Source organism: Chryseobacterium cupriresistens (genome assembly GCF_046614675.1).
GTDB lineage: Bacteria > Bacteroidota > Bacteroidia > Flavobacteriales > Weeksellaceae > Chryseobacterium > Chryseobacterium cupriresistens.
Window position 1 is genome coordinate 96260 of record NZ_JBKKJT010000001.1, and the last position, 16905, is coordinate 113164.

The following is a 16905-nucleotide window of genomic DNA, read 5'->3' on the forward strand; positions in this document are numbered from 1 at the left end:
TTAGATTCCGTCAATAATTTCATTTAAAACAGTGCTAGGTCTCATGGCTGCATATGTTTTATACGTATCAGCTTTGTAGTAACCTTCAATGTTCTGAGGTTTACCCTGAGCACCAATTAATTCAGCATTGATTACTTCCTCATTTTCCTGCAGTGCCTGAGCAACAGGAGCAAACTGAGCAGCCAGTTCAGCATCAGCAGTCTGGTTCGCCAACGCTTCAGCCCAATACATTGCCAGATAGAAGTGAGAACCTCTGTTGTCTATCTGACCTACTTTTCTTGCAGGAGATTTATCTGTAGCTAAGAATTTAGCATTAGCTTCATCCAATGCATCAGCTAAAACCTGAGATTTTGTATTTCCCTGAGTTTGTGCAAGATGCTCTAAAGAAGCCTGAAGTGCTAAGAATTCACCCAGAGAATCCCATCTTAGGTATCCTTCTTCCAGGAACTGCTCAATATGTTTTGGAGCAGAACCTCCGGCACCAGTTTCAAATAAACCACCACCATTCATCAATGGAACGATAGAAAGCATTTTTGCAGAAGTACCAAGCTCAAGGATTGGGAAAAGGTCAGTTAAATAATCTCTCAATACGTTTCCGGAAACTGAGATTGTATCTTTACCTTCTCTTGCTCTCTTCAACGTTTCAGTCATAGCGTCTTTTACATCAAGGATTTTGATGTCAAGACCTGTTGTATCGTGATCAGCAAGATATTTCTCTACTTTTTTGATGATTTCTCTGTCGTGAGCTCTTCCTTTGTCTAACCAGAAGATAGCAGGAGTATCAGATAATCTTGATCTGTTTACCGCTAATTTTACCCAGTCCTGGATAGGAGCATCTTTAGTCTGACACATTCTGAAGATATCATCTTTTTCTACTTTCTGAGAAAGAAGAACGTTTCCGGCTTCATCCTGAACTTCTACAGTTCCGTCAGCTGACAATTGGAAAGTTTTATCGTGAGAACCATATTCTTCAGCTTTCTGAGCCATTAAACCTACGTTTGGAACAGATCCCATAGTGGTAGGGTCTAATTTTCCGTGCGCTTTCATATCATCAATCACAGATTGATAGAAACCAGCATAAGAACGGTCTGGAATAATACAAACGGTATCTTCCTCATTTCCGTCTTTGTTCCACATTTTACCTCCTCCTCTTACAAGGGCAGCCATAGAGGCATCGACGATGATGTCAGAAGGTACGTGGAAGTTGGTAATTCCTTTGTCAGAATTTACCATTGCTACTCTAGGTCCTTCAGCAAGAGCTTTTTCAATATCAGCTTTAATGTCAGCTTCCTGAGCGTTTCCTTTGATTTTTTCGAAAAGATCAGCAAGACCGTTATTTGGATTGATATCTAAAGACTTGAAAGTCTCAGCATATTTTGTAAATACTTCTTTGAAGAAAGTCTCAACGATAGCCCCGAAAATGATTGGGTCAGAGATTTTCATCATCGTTGCTTTAAGGTGAGCAGAAAGAAGTACATTTCTTTTCTTAGCTTCCTCGATAGCTTCCTGAACGAATGCTCTTAATGCATTAAGGTTCATTACAGAAGAGTCAATTACTTCACCAGCCTGAAGACCTGCGAAGTCTTTTAATACAGATTCAGAACCGTCGTTTCCTTTGAATACGATTCTGTATTTGGTAGCATTTTCTAACGTTGTAGAAGTTTCTGTACCGTAGAAATCACCATTGTTCATGTGAGCTACGTCAGTTTTGCTGTCAGATGCCCAGTTACCCATTCTGTGAGGGTTTGCTTTTGCATAGTTTTTAACAGCTTTTGGAGCACGTCTGTCAGAGTTTCCTTCTCTTAATACTGGGTTTACAGCACTTCCTAATACTTTGGCATATTTAGCTTTGATCGCTTTTTCTTCGTCATTTTTAGGTTCTGCAGGATAGTTTGGAACTGCGAAACCTTTACCTTGTAATTCCGCAATCGCTGCATCCAATTGAGGTACAGAAGCAGAAATGTTCGGTAACTTAATGATGTTGGCTTCAGGTTTTGTTGCCAATTCTCCAAGTTCTGCCAAAGCATCACCGATCTTTTGGTCGTCTTTCAAAAACTCAGGAAAGTTGGCTAAAATTCTTCCTGCCAAAGAAATGTCCGGTACTGCGATTTCGATATCTGCTGATTTTGTAAAAGCTTTTACGATAGGTAAAAACGAGTGAGTAGCCAGCATTGGAGCTTCATCAGTAAGTGTGTAATAGATTTTTGATTTTTCTGACATTATACTGTTATTTTTTATTTGAAATTTTAAGTCCCACAAATTTAGTAAATATCATTGTTTTATTTAAGATATTTCCATAAAAAAAAGAGGCTTTTGAGTCTTTATATTGATATCTGCTTAATTTATGTTCACCTTCCGGGTACATTTATTTTAGAAATAATTTTATAATGTTCAGAGGCTGAACTTTTTGTCCTTACAATCAGGCTTTTGTAAGTCTGCAGCTACATAATAATTATCTCTGATAAAACTGATTATCAATAAGATATTTTTTATTTTCACTTTAAGATTAATTTAACCATAATAAAACCGGAAAAATTTTCTTTTTTGATTACATTTGAAAAAATAAAAAAATAAATATTATGTCAACGACAATCACTTTAAAAGGAAACGAAGTACACACAATAGGAGCATTACCATCAGTAGGAACCACTGTAAAAGACTTTGCATTGGTAGATTCAGGATTAAATGTAAAAACACTTCAAAATTTTGACGGAAAGAAAAAAGTATTCAATATTTTCCCAAGCATTGATACCCCTACCTGTGCTGCTTCTTCCAGAAAATTCAATGAGGAAGCTTCAAAGCTTGATAATACGGTGATCATCAATGTTTCTAAAGACCTTCCATTTGCATTAGGAAGATTCTGCGCGGCAGAAGGATTGAATAATGTAGAAACACTTTCAGACTTCAGAAGCAGCTTTGGAGACGATTATGAAGTAACCATCGCAGATTCTCCTATGAAAGGATTACTGAGCCGTGCCGTGATCGTTACTGACGAAAACAATAAAGTAGTTTATACAGAGCAGGTTCCGGAAATTGCTAATGAACCTAATTACGATGCCGCTCTTGCAGCATTGAAATAATAAAATAATTTTTGTAGAAAAGCCTTGTGAATATGATTTTGCAAGGCTTTTTTAATTAAAAAATTTGAACATGGTAAAAAGAATCGTAGTCAATATTAAAACGAATACTATTTCCAAAGCCAGCCGGTTTTATCAGGATATTCTGGGACTGGAGGTTTTGATGGATCATGGCTGGATTAAAACATTGGGTAATGAGGAAGAAGCCAAAGTTCAGATCAGCTTTGCTGAACAGGGTGGAAACGATACGGAAGTTCCTGATCTTTCCATTGAAGTGGATAATGTGGATGAAGTGTATGAAAAGATGAAAAAGGCCGGTTTTGAAGTCACTTAAGAACTTACCAATGAGGACTGGGGAGTTCGCAGGTTTTTTGTCAGAGATCCATTTGAAAAGCTGATCAATATACTGTCTCACCAATAAAACAGTTTCCCAGGGCCACATGTTTTACCATAATGTGGCATTATTAATGATCCGGATCACTAAATAGTAGAGGAATAAAACTTACCTTTACATTTTAAAAACGGAATGAAACGTTCAGGAACTGCAGATTTACCCCTTCACTATGGCAAAGTACCGCCATGGCTGTATGAGCGTATGTCTGTTCTGGGGCTGTCCATTATTGAAGTCATTCTCATGGATTATGGTAAAGATGAGGTTCTACGCCGATTAGCAGATCCATTCTGGTTTCAAAGTTTTGGAGCTGTGATGGGAATGGACTGGCATTCTTCAGGGATTACCACTTCCGTTATGGGAGCTTTAAAACGTTCTGTTAACCCAAATTCTCAATCACTGGGACTTTATATCTGTGGCGGAAAAGGGAAGTTTTCCCGCGAAACTCCATCAGAGCTCATTAAAATTGCAGATAAAACCGGATTGAACGGAACAGAACTGGTAAGAGCCAGCAAGCTTTCTGCAAAAGTAGATAATACAGCCATTCAGGATGGCTATCAGTTGTATCTTCACAATTTCATTCTTTCAGACAACGGAAACTGGAGCGTCATTCAGCAGGGAATGCATGAATCTGACGGAACAGCAAGACGTTATCACTGGCACTCGGAAAACATTACCTCTTTTGTAGAACAGCCGCACACAGGAATCAATGGGATTTCAAGAGGGAGAATTCTTAACCTTACCGATACTGAAGCTTCAGAGAACAGGAAAGGAATTCTGGATATTTCCCACACCGATTCTGCGGAAGTGATGAAAGATTTTGCAAGACTGATTCTTCCTGCCCACCATGATGTGCAGGCTTCTGATGTTGATCTGAAACGTCTCGGAGCCCTTCTGTATGTTACCAGAGAACAGCAGCCACAGAATTTTGAAGACCTGCTGATGCTGGAAGGAGTAGGTCCAAGAACCATGCAGTCTTTGGCTTTGGTAAGTGAAGTGATTCATGGAGCACCGTCAAGATTTGCAGATCCGGCAAGGTTTTCCTTTGCTCATGGTGGTAAAGACGGACATCCTTTCCCTGTTCCGATCAATACGTATGATGAAAGTATCAGCATTCTCAGAAAAGGAATTGAAAAATCCAGGCTGGGAAACTCTGATAAGCTTAATTCTTTAAACAAGCTTCACCATATTGTCACTGAAGCAGAAAAAGACTTTACACCGGATTTTGATATTCAGCAGGTAATTGAAGAAGAAAGACAAAATTCATGGCGTTTTGGTGGGAAAACGGTATTCGGCGATGCCCAGAAACCCACTGCTCCTAAATCAATACAGCTTTCCTTATTTTAAGCTTTCTATTTCTTTTAAAAAGTTTACGATTACTATTATCGGCAGGTAGTTATTCCCATCCTTTGGAGGGGTGGCGAAAATTCAAAGAATTTTTGACGGGGTGGTCATATATCGTATGTTTCAAATGGCTGTTTAAAAACAAAAATATTTGAAATGCTTTTAATTCAATAGGGTATGTGTTTTTGATAAAAACATTCAACGCTTTGTTTAATATTTTTTGCTCTGAATTCAATTAAAAATTTTACTTTTAAAGACTTAAAAAATTGACACCAAATGACCAATAAAGCTTTAGAAACCTGCTATGATTTCCCCTTTTTTTTCCCTGAAGAGCTTGCTGAAATATTCCAGGCTCATGAAAAAACATCTTTCCAGAAAGGTGATTTCATTCTTGAGGAAGGAAAAACAGCCAATGAATATTATATTCTTGAAAGCGGATTGGCGCGTTCCTATGTGAATGATTTCAACGGAAATGAAGTAACAACCCACTTTTTTGTAGAAAATGAAGTCATTATTGAGGTTTTGTCAATGTTTCAGCGGGTTCCGTCTCAGGAAAATATTGTTTGTATTACCGACTGCGAGTGCTGGAGGCTGGATTATGATACCTTCCAGGAGTTGTTCCATAAAATCCCAAACCTCAGGGAATGGGGAAGATCATGGATGTCTCAGGAGCTTTTTGCCTACAAACAAAGATCTGTAGAAATGTTTACCCTTTCTGCCACCAGAAGATACCTTAATCTGCTGGAGCAAAAATCTAAAGTCATACAATTTGCCCCCTTGAAACAAATAGCGTCCTATCTGGGAGTTACAGATACTTCCCTGAGCCGTATCCGTAAGGAAATCGTTTCTCATCCCAAGAAAAATTAAATCTTGCCCTATGACAAGTAGATTTTCATTGCACCTCGGTAATTTTGGATTACAATTTAACACTAAAATTACAAAAAATGAAAGTCAATCAAATTTATGTCAACCTTCCGGTAAAAGATGTACAGAAAACCAAAGAATTCTGGACTAAGGTAGGTTTTTCTATCAATGAACAATTCTCTGATGATAAAGCAACCTGCGTTGTTTTGAATGATACTATCTATGTGATGTTTCTCCAGGAAGATTATTTTATGACCTTCACCAATAAACCTGTTGCCAAAGAAAATACCAGTCAGGTTCTTGTAGCGGTAGGTTTGAACAGCCGTGAAGAAGTAGATAAAATAGTAAACACTGCTGTAGAGAACGGCGCACGGCAGCATGAAGAACCTCAGGATTACGGATGGATGTATCAGAACTCCTTCTGGGACCCGGATGGGCATGGCTGGAATATTACTTTTGCAGATATGTCTCAAATGCCTGCTGAATAAATTAATCCAAATAAAAAATAAATCTTGCCCTATGGCAAGCACATTCTTACCAAATCCTGATAATTTTGGATAACAATCACCACTAAAATTTACAAAATGAATATTACAGATATTTACGTCAATTTACCTGTAAAAGACGTTCAAAAAACCAGAGAATTCTGGACGAAGCTTGGCTTTTCTATTAATGAACAGTTTTCAGATGAGAAAGCAATATGCGTAGTCATGAAAGAAAATCATATCTACACCATGTTTCTTAAAGAAGAGTTTTTCCAAACCTTTACCAACAGACCTTTTGCGAAAGGAGATACTACTCAGGTACTTCTTGCTATCGGAGTCAACGGCCGGGAAGAAGTAGACGGTATGGTAAAAACAGCGATCGAAAACGGAGGGTCAAAATACAGTGAACCTGTAGATTACGGATGGATGTATCAAAGCAGTTTTGCTGATATCAACGGCCATCAGTGGGAAGTAGTGCATGGTGATGCTTCTCAGATCCCTGCAGAATAATCCATAACACCACAAAATATATCATATGGAAACACAATCAAACGATATAGAAATCATAAAAAATCAGATAACCAGTAATTATTTTGTGATTACGATGAATATCGATGGTATTACCCACGAAGAATCTATGATTTTTCCCAATGGTGAAGCCAATTGTATGAACTGGATCCTTGGACATTTAATTTACATCAGAAATCCCTTACTGAATATTTTAGGAGAAGAATCTGTCTGGGATAGTGAAAAATTTTCTTTCTATAACAGGGGTGAAATTGCTTTAGATCATCAAGATAAATTGATTAGTATCGAAGATTTAAAATCCTATCTTAAACAATCTCAGGATAAGCTGGAAGCAAAACTCAGCACGCTTGATAGTTTTAAACCTGAAATGGTTAAAGATATATCAACCTTAAGCCTTCATGAAATCTATCACAGTGGGCAGCTGGGTTATCTCCGCAGAATTTTAGGAAAACCGGGTGCTATAAAATAGCATGCTATTTTTAGACTCCTTACTTCGCTCGGAATGACAGGTGCATCGCTGAAATATGAGTATTACCTTTTCAGATGAGTATAATTTTATCGCAGATAAAATCCTTGCGACTTAAAAAAGCATAGTTTGTAAAACTCCTAGCGCCTTTATGTTTCTCCAACCTACTAACCTCTAATTTCTAACTTCTAATCTCTGATTAAAAATGAACACACCAAAATCAAAAAAAATGGAGCTCGTTATTCCGGCTTACAGAATGCATTCCCAAAGCTTTATGAATGTTTTGGACGGCATTTCGGAAGAAGACGCCTTGAAAAGAATTGAAAATAAAACCAATCATATCGTATGGATGGCAGGAAACTTTGTCAACATGCGCTACGGATTAGGTTCAGTACTTGGGCTTCAGGGAGAAGACCCTTACAATGATTTGTTTTTCCAGGGAAAAGCACTGGATGAAAGTTTAAAATATCCAACCCTGGCTGAACTGAAAGAAAACTTTCATACAATTTCAGCTAAAGTCTTTCAAAAACTTCATGAAGTAACCGATGAAGAGCTGGATGAAATATTTGAAATAGGAATGAACATCCCTTTCATTAAAGAAACAAAACTCAATTTTGTCGGAATGTGCATCGGCCGTGAAGACTATCTCTGCGGACAGATAGGTCTCATGCGCAGAATTTTGGATTATCCGGGAATGAAATATGATGTGGACGAAAATCTTAAATATTAATAATGAATCCAGTAGAAAAAGGCTATAAAAAAGTCAACGGAATCCAATTATATTACGAGATCTACGGATCAGGAAAACCTGTGGTTTTAATCCATGGCGGTGGCTCTTCAATGCTTTATGATTTTAAAGAAGTCATTGCAAGGCTGGAAGGCAAGTTCCAGCTGATAGGAATCGATTTACAAAACCATGGCAGAAGTGAACACCGCGATATTCCTGAAACATTTGAACAGGATGCAGACGATGTTGCAGGACTTTTGGCAGAACTTAACATTGAAAAAGCTTCATTCTGGGGATTCAGTAATGGAGGAAGTACGGTAATGCAGATTGGCCACCGACATCCGGGCATTGTTGAAAAACTGGTTGTTGCCTCAGCTTTCTACAAAAAAAGCGGAATGATAGACGGATTTTTTGAAGGAATGCAGGAAGCAACTTTTGAATCAATGCCGGAACCTTTTAAAATTAATTTCTTAAGCCTCAATCCTGATTTTTCAAAGCTTGAAAACCTTTTTGAGAAAGATTGTACAAGGATGCAGACTTTTCAGGACTGGAATGATGAAGTGCTGAGGTCGATCAAATCACCTGCATTATTTATCAGCGGCGATCAGGATGTGATGAAGCCGGAACATACTGCCGAAATGTGGAGGTTGGTGAAAGGCTCCCGGTTACTGATACTTCCCGCAACTCATGGTACTTATATGATGCCGGACTTTGATGGAAGTATTGATGCCAACTTAATAGACTTTACCGTCAGGGAAGTAGAAAAATTTTTAAACCATTAAGCGTTTTTTTATTCATAGTAAATTAATTAATCCTTAATGGATCAACAGTAGAAACAATATTTTATAATAATAACTTTAAAATTAAAAATCATGGCTAAATTAAATCCTTATCTGAATTTTGATGGAACAGCTGAAGAAGCGTTCAATTTTTACAAAAGTGTTTTCGGTGGTGAATTCGTTGGTGGAATTCATAAAATGGGCAATGCTCCCGGTACCGAAAACCTGTCAGAAGAAGAAAAAAACAGGGTAATGCACATCGCTTTGCCTGTGGGAGGCGATCTTTTAATGGCATCCGATATTGTACCGGCATTCGGGCAGACTCTTACTGTAGGAAATAATAATTATGTGTCTATTTTCCCTGATTCAAAAAGCGAAGCAGACAGAATTTTTAAAGAACTTTCTGATGGCGGAAACGTGGAAATGCCCATTGAAGATCAGTTCTGGGGAGACTACTTCGGATGTTTTCAGGATAAGTATGGTGTTCATTGGATGGTGAACTATAATGAAGAATCTGCAAAATAATCTTATATTTAACTAATGATAATAAAGAGATGCTCATTTTTGGGCAGCTCTTTATTTAAACTTTTAAAAATATAGAACTATGGATCCAATTAAAATAGACATCACAATTTTAGCACCGGTGGAGAAGGTTTGGAATTATTTCAATGAACCCAAGCACATTACGAAATGGAATTTCGCCCATGAAACCTGGCACTGTCCTAGTTCTGAAAATAACCTTATAGTAGGAGGCAAATTCAAAAACAGAATGGAAGCAAAAGACAAAAGCTTCGGGTTTGATTTTGAAGGCGTATATGATGAAATTATTCCTCATGAGGTCATTAAGTATCACCTGGAGGACGGACGAAAAGTGGAAGTTGTTTTCGATAAAATAGATGAGAATACAACAAAAGTGATTGAAATTTTCGATCCGGAAAAACAAAATTCTGTGGAAATGCAGCGGGATGGCTGGTATGCTATTCTCAACAACTTCCACAAATATGTTGAGAATCATTAATAATATTTTTTTGTAGCCATGATCAATCTAGTTATCATGTCAAAGAGTTTAAACTCTATGTATGCTTTTAATTATGACTCTGCAGAGCAATTCCTTCACGGAGTTATTGCAATACCGGCAAGAAAAGCCTTAGAAAAGGAAAAAATAAATTCTTTGGAAAAACTTTCAGATTATTCCGAAAAAGAAATCATGCAGCTGCATGGTTTCGGTAAAAATGCGATGATGAAACTGAAGAATTACATGAAAGAAAATCAGGTCTGCTTTAAAGAAGCATAATATATATACAACTGAAAAATTTTGCAGTGTCATTGCAGTAAAACGGATTGGTATCGTTTAAAAGCAAAGGCATAAGATCTGTTTTTGCTGTATAGAAAGTTAAAAATACATCACCCTTTTTAAAAATTAAAATTATGAATAACGATATTTTCCCATGTCTCTGGTATGATGGAGACGCCAAGCAGTCAGCCGAATTTTATTGTAAGGTTTTCGGAGGCGAAATCACTGCAGATACTCCTGTTGTCATGAATATTGATTTGTTTGGACAGAGAATTATGCTTCTGAATGGAGGCCCTCAATTCAAAAAAAATGCTTCCATCTCTTTTATGGTAATCTGTGAAACAGAAGATGAAGTTCAAAAATACTGGGATCAGTTACTGGATGGCGGAATAGCTTTGATGGAACTGGGATCTTACTCATGGAGCCCGAAATACGGATGGGTTCAGGATAAATATGGCGTAACATGGCAGTTGTTTCTGGGAGAAAAAGCAAGCGATCAGAAAATAATTCCTACCTTGATGTTTATCCATGGAAATAACGGAAAAGCCAAAGAAGCAATGGAACTTTACACGAAAACTTTTCCCAATTCAAGCATCGGAAATATATTGACCTACGGAGCAGGGAGCGAAGGACATAACATTCCGGAACCGGCAGAAAATGTTCAGCATGCTCATTTTACAATCGATAATTACAGCGTATTCTGTATGGATAATTCCTATGATCACCAGTTTGACTTCAATGAAGGAATATCATTAGTGGTAATGACAGATGACCAGGAACAAACCGACAAATATTGGAATACACTCACTGCTGGCGGTGGCAGAGAAAGTATGTGCGGCTGGCTGAAAGATAAATACGGATTAAGCTGGCAGATTGTTCCTAAGAGACTCATCCAGCTGATGAATGATTCTAACCAGGAAAAAGCCTATAAAGTTGTTCAGGCGATGATGAAAATGCAGAAAATTATTATTCAGGATCTGGAAGACGCTTATAATTCTTAAATATTTTCGGCGTATTGTTTGATGTGATTTAGAAAAAAGATTTGCATATGAAAACACAGAACAAATCAGACTCTAAGTCAAAAGTCCCTAAAGACGGGGTGTTTCCGGAAATTATCAGGAACGATTATCAGGGAAGCCGGAAGCTGCAGGGTAAAAAAGCTGTTATTTCCGGAGGAGACAGCGGCATAGGACAGGCGGTGGCCGTTCATTTTGCCAGAGAAGGAGCAGATGTCGCCATTATCTATAAAGAAAGTGACGATGATGCTAACGAAACCAAAAGACTGGTGGAAAAAGAAGGGCAGAAATGTCTTCTGATCAAAGGAGATCTTACCCGGAAAGCATTCAGAACCAAATGCGCAGACAAGATTAAAACAGAGTGGAAGAATATTGATATTCTTGTTAATAATGCAGGAATTCATACTTCAAAAAGCAGTCTGGAAAAAATCTCTGATGAACAGATTCAGGAAACGTTTGATACCAATATTATTTCCATGATTTCATTCACCAGAAATTTTCTTCCTATGATACCAAAAGGAGGACGAATCATTTGTACAACCTCTGTTACAGCGTACCGCGGAAGTGACCACTTAATAGATTATGCGGCAACAAAAGGTGCTGTTTTGTCTTTTATCCGGTCTCTTGCCGATAATCTTGCCGAAAAAGAAATTCTGGTAAACGGAATTGCACCAGGACCTATATGGACTCCATTGGTGAAAGAAGCTTTTGATGACCTTTCCACCTTTGGAAAAGACACTCTGCTGAAACGTGCGGGACAACCTTCTGAAGTAGCACCAGCTTATGTTTTTCTTGCCTCAAAGGATGCAAGTTATATTGCAGGAGAAATTATTCATATCAATGGAGGTGATTTTGTCGGAGGATAGAATGAGAAGCTAGAAGTGGTCACAATAACACTCTTACTCTCTTACTCTCAAACTCACCCACCAACGCAGTCACCTGCAACCTATTATCCATCACCTAATCCCTTAAAAAATATATGGAAAAATTATCATATGAAATAGAGATCAATGCTGAACCTGAAAAAGTATGGAGTGTCCTTTGGGGTGATATTACCTACAGACAATGGACAACAGCATTTACAGAAGGTTCTTTTTATGAAGGAACGCTTGAAAAAAATAATATTGTCAAGTTTCTTGATCCGAAAAACAACGGAATGTACAGCAGGGTGGAAAAAATGATCCCCAACGAGGAAATAAAATTTTTGCACCTTGGAGAAATTTATGAAGGCATTGAAGTTCCTCAGGACTGGGGTGAAGCTACAGAGGCTTACTTTCTTGAGGAGAATGAAGAAGGCACTTTACTGAAAACAGAAATTCAGACACCGGCAGAATTTAAAGAATTTTTTGAAGAGAAGTTTCCAAAAGCGATGTCACTCGTTAAACATCTTTCAGAAAATCAGCTGTAAATAATTGAGTTAGAATTAAAGAAAAATCTGCGAGCTCTGAGATTGCTTCGCTTTGCTCGCAATGACCACCCTAAAAAAATAAAAAATGGAAACCTTATCATACGAAACAGTAATTGATGCGCCTATGCAGAAAGTGTGGGACATCCTATGGAATCCTGAAACATATAGTGAATGGACTAAGTATTTCGGAGCAGGATCTGTTATGAAATCCGACTGGAAAGTAGGAGGAAAAACCTATTTCCTGAATGCACAGGGAGAAGGAATGGTTTCAACCATAGACAGCATGGACGAGCCCAATCATATTGTGTTTAAACATCTGGGAATGGTAGATAAAGATGGGCATGAAGATACCCAAAGCAAAGAAGTCATGGAGTGGAACGGGAGTTTTGAAAAATACTTTCTGATAGACTTTGACGGAAAAACGAAACTTCACGCCGAGGTTCAGGTAGAAAAACAGTGGCAGGATCATATGAATACAGGCTTTACAAAAGGATTAATGGTTGTGAAAAGTCTTGCGGAAGGAGTGAGCCTTGGTTCAGTGTGATGAAATTCAATGTTTAATGTTTAAGGTTTAGAGTTGGTTTCTTACCCTGAATACTAATATCTGCTACCTGCCACCTAATATCTACCACCTATAAATGAAATTACTCGTAATACTTTTCGCAACATTTATTCTGGCTTTGCTGGGGACTTTTTTGTTTCAGGGAAAGCCGGATTTTATATTTTCAGGGAATCTGGGAATGGCTGTTTTCATCCTATTTACAGGTTTTTCCCATTTTAAATTTCAAAAAGGAATGGCGATGATGATCCCTGATTTTATCCCTGCCAGGATGTTTTGGGTATATTGTACAGGAGTTTTGGAGATTGCGGCAGGAATCGGGCTTATGATTCCTGCCATCCGTGAGATAACAGCAATTTTACTCATTATTTTTTACGTATTGGTTTTTATAGCCAATATCAATTCTTCCAGAAATAAGATTAATATTTTTAAAGCCGATTACACAGGGCCGGGAATGAAGTATCTTTATACTCAAAGGATTCCCATGCAGATTATTTTAATAGTCTGGACCTGGTATTTCGGAATTTATTTACACTAAAAAAGACAGTCTGTATAGGCTGTTTTTTTTTATAATCGGGATTTTTTTTAACTAAATGAGATAAAAATGTAACATTTTATAGGTGTAACGAGTCTTATTATAGAAAAGCATGAGTTTTTACTAATCTAAAAATGAAATGCCTATATAACTTTAACCTTTAAAACAGAAGTTATGAATCTAAATCACAACATTTTCGGTACAGCCCTTATTGTACTATCCACCATTATGACCAACGCACAGAGTTCTACTGCCAAACTGCCGGGAGATCCTACTTTACCATCTTCCAGGGCTAATCTTGAAAAACTTATTTCCTACGACAAAGGAGATTTTAAATACAAAGTTGAAGATTATTTTGCAAGACCAAAAGCTTCAGCCTTTAAAATTTCTCCGGACGGGAAATATCTTTCCTATAAAGAAAAAGATCAGGAGAAAAAAAATCATGTTTATGTAAAAGATCTTGGCACCGGAAAAATTACCAAAGCTATTGTAGAAAAAGATGATCTGATAAGAAACTATGGCTGGCTGAACAAAAAACGCCTTTTCTATACACAAGATAGAGGCGGAAATGAAAATATCCACCTGTATGCTACCGATACAGACGGAGGAAATCAAAAGGATTTAACACCATTTGACGGAGTAAAAGTGCAGACCATTATTCCTATAAAAGATACTGATTTCGTTGTGGTTACCATGAATAAAAACAACAAGCAGATCTTTGAGCCTTTTAAAATCAATTTCATTACCGGGGAAATGACCCAGCTGTATGAAAATAAAGATGTCAACAGCCCTATTGACGATTATCTTTTTGATAAAGACGGAAATCTGAGAGGTTATAGCGTCCTTGAAAACGGATTAACCACAAAAACCTATTATAAAGATCTGCAGACCGGAAAATTCAATCTGATCAAATCTGCAGACTGGTCTGATACCTTCAGTATTATAGAGTTTAATGAAAATTCTAAAAATAAAGATGAAGCGTATGTAGTAACCAATCTGGATAGCGATAAAGCGAGAATCGTCCTGTATGATCTGAAGAAGAATGCGGTGATTAAAGAAATTTATTCCAATCCTGTATATGATGTAAGCTCAATAAGCACAGCGGGTAAAAACAGAAACTATGAGCTTGACTATATCAGCTATGAAGGAACCAAAGGAGAAACAGTTCCGGTAAGTAAATTTTATAAAGAAATACATGACAAATTAAAATCTCAGTTTGGAGACAAGGAATTTGGAATTGTTTCTTCTGATGATAATAATGATAAACTTCTGGTTGTTGTAGGAAGTGATAAGCTCTATGGGACTTATTATGAATACGACACCAAAACCAAGCAGACCAAGCTTCTGTACAACCTGATGCCACAGTTGAAGGAAGAAGACATGGCTGAAATGAGGCCTATCGAATTTAAAAGCAGAGACGGGTTGACAATCCATGGATATATTACCCTACCTAAAGCTGCATTGGAAGGTAAAAAAGTTCCTTTGATCGTAAATCCTCATGGCGGCCCTCAGGGAATCAGGGACAGTTGGGGATTCAATCCGGAAACACAGCTGTTTGCAAGCCGTGGATATGCTACGCTTCAGGTGAACTTCAGGATTTCCGGAGGATATGGAAAATCATTCCAGAAAGCAGGTTACAAGCAGATCGGAAGAAAAGCGATGGATGATGTGGAAGATGGTGTAAAATATGCCATTGAACAGGGATGGGTAGATAAAGATAAGGTTGCTATTTACGGAGGAAGCCACGGTGGATATGCAACATTGATGGGATTGATCAAAACTCCGGATTTATATGCTTGTGGAGTGGATTATGTAGGGGTATCCAACATCTTTACTTTTTTTGATTCTTTCCCGGAATACTGGAAACCATACAAAGAAATGGTAAAACAGATCTGGTATGATCTTGATAACCCTGAAGAAGCTAAAATTGCTAAAGAGGTATCTCCTGTGTTTCAGATTGATAAGATTAAGAAACCTTTATTCGTAGTACAGGGAGCTAATGACCCAAGGGTTAACATCAATGAATCTGATCAGATTGTAAAAGCAATGCGTGCCAAAGGTTTTGAAGTTCCTTATCTTGTAAAATACGATGAAGGACACGGATTTGGAAAAGAGCCGAACAGAATAGAACTTTATAAATCGATGTTGGGATTCTTTGCTGAAAATTTTAATAAGTAAACTATAATTTTATAATGTTTGGAACGGAAGGCTTGGTCTTCCGTTTCTTTTTACCATAAAGTCATTGCGAGCAAAGCGAAGCAATCTTATTAAAACCAGAAGTAGTAGAGTTGGAAAACGCAAAGACGCTAAAAATTTTCACAACAATCTGTATATTTTTAAGGCGCAAGGATTTTATCTCCGATAAAATTGAAGACTGCCTATTTTAGTTTTTTAGCTGATTATGTTGACTAAATAGATTTGAGAAGTCCCATGATTAGAAAATAATAAGACAGATCGCTTGCTGAAAATCTCTGATTTTCTTGCGCCTTACAATTATACATTATAACGATAAAAACTTTGTGCCCTTGCGTTTTCCAACAAAAATATTATTTTACAATTTTATCATTATCATTCATCAATTACCAATTATCACTCACCAACTTAGCCCCGATAGCAGCGGTTACCCCGGAACATGGGTGGAAGAGCCGGAGGGTAAGAGGGTGGGGTAATTTGGCGTGAGGAGTATGAGCGGATAGCGGGAAAAAGCTTCTTTAAACATAAGTAATGAGTAATCCGGGAATAATTGAGAAGATAAAAACATGATGAATAAAAGAAAAATTGAATTGTAAGAAAAATATTTTAAATTTATTAAAGTAAAACCAAAAGGCTAACCGTCATATCAGTATGGAGGTTGTCGAAAAAATAACAATGCCACAGAAGGAGAAAGAAAGCATCATCTCACAAACCGTTTCGAACTACGGAGGGAAGCTGATGTCTTATATTCGTCCGAAAGTGAAAAACACGGAGGATGCGGAAGATATTCTGCAGGAAGTGTGGTATCAGTTCAGTAGCCTTACGAATCTTTCTGAGATCGTAAACGTTGGGGGCTGGCTGTACAGGGTGACGGCGAATAAGATCACAGACCGTTACCGGAAAAAGAAAACAGAAAATCTTGAAGATTTCGTATATGAAGATGAAGACGGCAGTTTTTCTATCAAGGATATCCTTTTGATGGATGAAAGTGCCGGTCCTGAAGTGAAGATGTTTCAGGATGAGATCTGGAAAAAACTGTTTGAGGCGCTTGATGAACTTCCCGAAAAACAAAGGCTGGTCTACGTAGAAAATGAACTGAACGACAAAACCCTCCAGGAGATCGCCGATGAACAGGGAGAAAACATCAAAACCATCATCAGCAGAAAAAACTATGCTGTGAAGCACTTAAGAAACAGATTGAGAAAATTATACGAAGATTTAAAAAGTTAGAAAAAGAAA

At 37.6% G+C, this 16905-nt stretch carries 20 protein-coding genes; 19 read left to right on the forward strand and 1 reads right to left on the reverse strand.

From position 1 onward, the window contains the following. The gene (locus ACLI50_RS00475) at nt 1-2220 is read right to left on the reverse strand and encodes an NADP-dependent isocitrate dehydrogenase (protein WP_411412909.1); all 2220 of its coding nucleotides are present in this window, start codon (nt 2218-2220) and stop codon (nt 1-3) included. Between the two features lie 359 nt (nt 2221-2579). Between ACLI50_RS00475 and tpx the strand changes: the two genes are divergently transcribed. From tpx to ACLI50_RS00570, 19 genes are all read left to right on the forward strand, one after another. Further along, on the forward strand, nt 2580-3080 hold the full coding sequence (gene tpx / locus ACLI50_RS00480; RefSeq protein ID WP_062675275.1) for a thiol peroxidase: 501 nt from the start codon (nt 2580-2582) through the stop codon (nt 3078-3080). Between the two features lie 70 nt (nt 3081-3150). Further along, the gene (locus ACLI50_RS00485; RefSeq protein WP_411412910.1) at nt 3151-3411 is read left to right on the forward strand and encodes a VOC family protein; all 261 of its coding nucleotides are present in this window, start codon (nt 3151-3153) and stop codon (nt 3409-3411) included. 192 nt (nt 3412-3603) lie between these two features. Beyond that, a complete protein-coding gene (locus tag ACLI50_RS00490; protein WP_411412911.1) occupies nt 3604-4815 on the forward strand; it encodes a DUF763 domain-containing protein in 1212 nt (403 codons plus the stop codon). Nucleotides 4816-5088: 273 nt separating this feature from the next. Further along, nucleotides 5089-5679 (forward strand): Crp/Fnr family transcriptional regulator, encoded by a 591-nt coding sequence (locus tag ACLI50_RS00495; RefSeq protein WP_202838587.1) that lies wholly within the window; start codon nt 5089-5091, stop codon nt 5677-5679. A gap of 77 nt (nt 5680-5756) precedes the next feature. Beyond that, nucleotides 5757-6164 carry a VOC family protein gene (locus ACLI50_RS00500; protein WP_202838588.1) on the forward strand — a complete coding sequence of 136 codons (408 nt, stop codon included), beginning with the start codon at nt 5757-5759 and terminating at the stop codon, nt 6162-6164. A 96-nt stretch (nt 6165-6260) separates the two neighbouring features. Further along, entirely contained in the window at nt 6261-6671 is a 411-nt protein-coding gene (locus ACLI50_RS00505; RefSeq protein ID WP_411412912.1) for a VOC family protein, read from the forward strand. Between the two features lie 25 nt (nt 6672-6696). Next, entirely contained in the window at nt 6697-7158 is a 462-nt protein-coding gene (locus ACLI50_RS00510; RefSeq protein ID WP_411412913.1) for a hypothetical protein, read from the forward strand. Between the two features lie 226 nt (nt 7159-7384). Continuing rightward, the gene (locus ACLI50_RS00515) at nt 7385-7885 is read left to right on the forward strand and encodes a DinB family protein (RefSeq protein ID WP_411412914.1); all 501 of its coding nucleotides are present in this window, start codon (nt 7385-7387) and stop codon (nt 7883-7885) included. Between the two features lie 2 nt (nt 7886-7887). Continuing rightward, nucleotides 7888-8664 (forward strand): alpha/beta fold hydrolase, encoded by a 777-nt coding sequence (locus tag ACLI50_RS00520; protein WP_411412915.1) that lies wholly within the window; start codon nt 7888-7890, stop codon nt 8662-8664. 90 nt (nt 8665-8754) lie between these two features. Then, nucleotides 8755-9186, forward strand: coding sequence for a VOC family protein (locus ACLI50_RS00525; RefSeq protein WP_062675266.1), 432 nt, complete (start codon nt 8755-8757; stop codon nt 9184-9186). A gap of 79 nt (nt 9187-9265) precedes the next feature. Next, nucleotides 9266-9679, forward strand: a complete 414-nt coding sequence (locus ACLI50_RS00530; protein ID WP_343638820.1) for an SRPBCC family protein — start codon at nt 9266-9268, stop codon at nt 9677-9679. 36 nt (nt 9680-9715) lie between these two features. Continuing rightward, a complete protein-coding gene (locus tag ACLI50_RS00535) occupies nt 9716-9955 on the forward strand; it encodes a helix-hairpin-helix domain-containing protein (protein WP_228432187.1) in 240 nt (79 codons plus the stop codon). Between the two features lie 134 nt (nt 9956-10089). Next, complete coding sequence (locus ACLI50_RS00540; protein ID WP_343638816.1) at nt 10090-10956, forward strand: VOC family protein; 867 nt, start codon at nt 10090-10092, stop codon at nt 10954-10956. A gap of 47 nt (nt 10957-11003) precedes the next feature. Continuing rightward, the gene (locus ACLI50_RS00545) at nt 11004-11837 is read left to right on the forward strand and encodes an SDR family oxidoreductase (RefSeq protein ID WP_202838592.1); all 834 of its coding nucleotides are present in this window, start codon (nt 11004-11006) and stop codon (nt 11835-11837) included. Between the two features lie 113 nt (nt 11838-11950). Beyond that, nucleotides 11951-12379, forward strand: a complete 429-nt coding sequence (locus tag ACLI50_RS00550; RefSeq protein ID WP_343638814.1) for an SRPBCC domain-containing protein — start codon at nt 11951-11953, stop codon at nt 12377-12379. Nucleotides 12380-12464: 85 nt separating this feature from the next. Then, nucleotides 12465-12923 (forward strand): SRPBCC family protein, encoded by a 459-nt coding sequence (locus ACLI50_RS00555; RefSeq protein ID WP_343638812.1) that lies wholly within the window; start codon nt 12465-12467, stop codon nt 12921-12923. Nucleotides 12924-13017: 94 nt separating this feature from the next. After that, nucleotides 13018-13476 carry a DoxX family protein gene (locus ACLI50_RS00560; protein ID WP_343638810.1) on the forward strand — a complete coding sequence of 153 codons (459 nt, stop codon included), beginning with the start codon at nt 13018-13020 and terminating at the stop codon, nt 13474-13476. 171 nt (nt 13477-13647) lie between these two features. Beyond that, complete coding sequence (locus tag ACLI50_RS00565) at nt 13648-15651, forward strand: S9 family peptidase (RefSeq protein WP_411412916.1); 2004 nt, start codon at nt 13648-13650, stop codon at nt 15649-15651. A gap of 666 nt (nt 15652-16317) precedes the next feature. After that, complete coding sequence (locus tag ACLI50_RS00570) at nt 16318-16896, forward strand: RNA polymerase sigma factor (RefSeq protein WP_034697053.1); 579 nt, start codon at nt 16318-16320, stop codon at nt 16894-16896. Nucleotides 16897-16905 lie beyond the last annotated feature (9 nt).

What these genes read in the sequence shown, in the direction of transcription:
- ACLI50_RS00525 (WP_062675266.1), top strand. Translation starts at nt 8,755, where the DNA reads ATGGCTAAATTAAATCCTTATCTGAATTTTGATGGAACAGCTGAAGAA.
- ACLI50_RS00505 (WP_411412912.1), top strand. Translation starts at nt 6,261, where the DNA reads ATGAATATTACAGATATTTACGTCAATTTACCTGTAAAAGACGTTCAA.
- ACLI50_RS00550 (WP_343638814.1), top strand. Translation starts at nt 11,951, where the DNA reads ATGGAAAAATTATCATATGAAATAGAGATCAATGCTGAACCTGAAAAA.
- ACLI50_RS00520 (WP_411412915.1), top strand. Translation starts at nt 7,888, where the DNA reads ATGAATCCAGTAGAAAAAGGCTATAAAAAAGTCAACGGAATCCAATTA.
- ACLI50_RS00490 (WP_411412911.1), top strand. Translation starts at nt 3,604, where the DNA reads ATGAAACGTTCAGGAACTGCAGATTTACCCCTTCACTATGGCAAAGTA.
- ACLI50_RS00485 (WP_411412910.1), top strand. Translation starts at nt 3,151, where the DNA reads ATGGTAAAAAGAATCGTAGTCAATATTAAAACGAATACTATTTCCAAA.
- ACLI50_RS00560 (WP_343638810.1), top strand. Translation starts at nt 13,018, where the DNA reads ATGAAATTACTCGTAATACTTTTCGCAACATTTATTCTGGCTTTGCTG.
- ACLI50_RS00555 (WP_343638812.1), top strand. Translation starts at nt 12,465, where the DNA reads ATGGAAACCTTATCATACGAAACAGTAATTGATGCGCCTATGCAGAAA.
- ACLI50_RS00570 (WP_034697053.1), top strand. Translation starts at nt 16,318, where the DNA reads ATGGAGGTTGTCGAAAAAATAACAATGCCACAGAAGGAGAAAGAAAGC.
- ACLI50_RS00535 (WP_228432187.1), top strand. Translation starts at nt 9,716, where the DNA reads ATGTCAAAGAGTTTAAACTCTATGTATGCTTTTAATTATGACTCTGCA.
- ACLI50_RS00515 (WP_411412914.1), top strand. Translation starts at nt 7,385, where the DNA reads ATGGAGCTCGTTATTCCGGCTTACAGAATGCATTCCCAAAGCTTTATG.
- ACLI50_RS00545 (WP_202838592.1), top strand. Translation starts at nt 11,004, where the DNA reads ATGAAAACACAGAACAAATCAGACTCTAAGTCAAAAGTCCCTAAAGAC.
- ACLI50_RS00510 (WP_411412913.1), top strand. Translation starts at nt 6,697, where the DNA reads ATGGAAACACAATCAAACGATATAGAAATCATAAAAAATCAGATAACC.
- ACLI50_RS00530 (WP_343638820.1), top strand. Translation starts at nt 9,266, where the DNA reads ATGGATCCAATTAAAATAGACATCACAATTTTAGCACCGGTGGAGAAG.
- ACLI50_RS00475 (WP_411412909.1), bottom strand. Translation starts at nt 2,220, where the DNA reads ATGTCAGAAAAATCAAAAATCTATTACACACTTACTGATGAAGCTCCA.
- tpx (WP_062675275.1), top strand. Translation starts at nt 2,580, where the DNA reads ATGTCAACGACAATCACTTTAAAAGGAAACGAAGTACACACAATAGGA.
- ACLI50_RS00500 (WP_202838588.1), top strand. Translation starts at nt 5,757, where the DNA reads ATGAAAGTCAATCAAATTTATGTCAACCTTCCGGTAAAAGATGTACAG.
- ACLI50_RS00495 (WP_202838587.1), top strand. Translation starts at nt 5,089, where the DNA reads ATGACCAATAAAGCTTTAGAAACCTGCTATGATTTCCCCTTTTTTTTC.
- ACLI50_RS00565 (WP_411412916.1), top strand. Translation starts at nt 13,648, where the DNA reads ATGAATCTAAATCACAACATTTTCGGTACAGCCCTTATTGTACTATCC.
- ACLI50_RS00540 (WP_343638816.1), top strand. Translation starts at nt 10,090, where the DNA reads ATGAATAACGATATTTTCCCATGTCTCTGGTATGATGGAGACGCCAAG.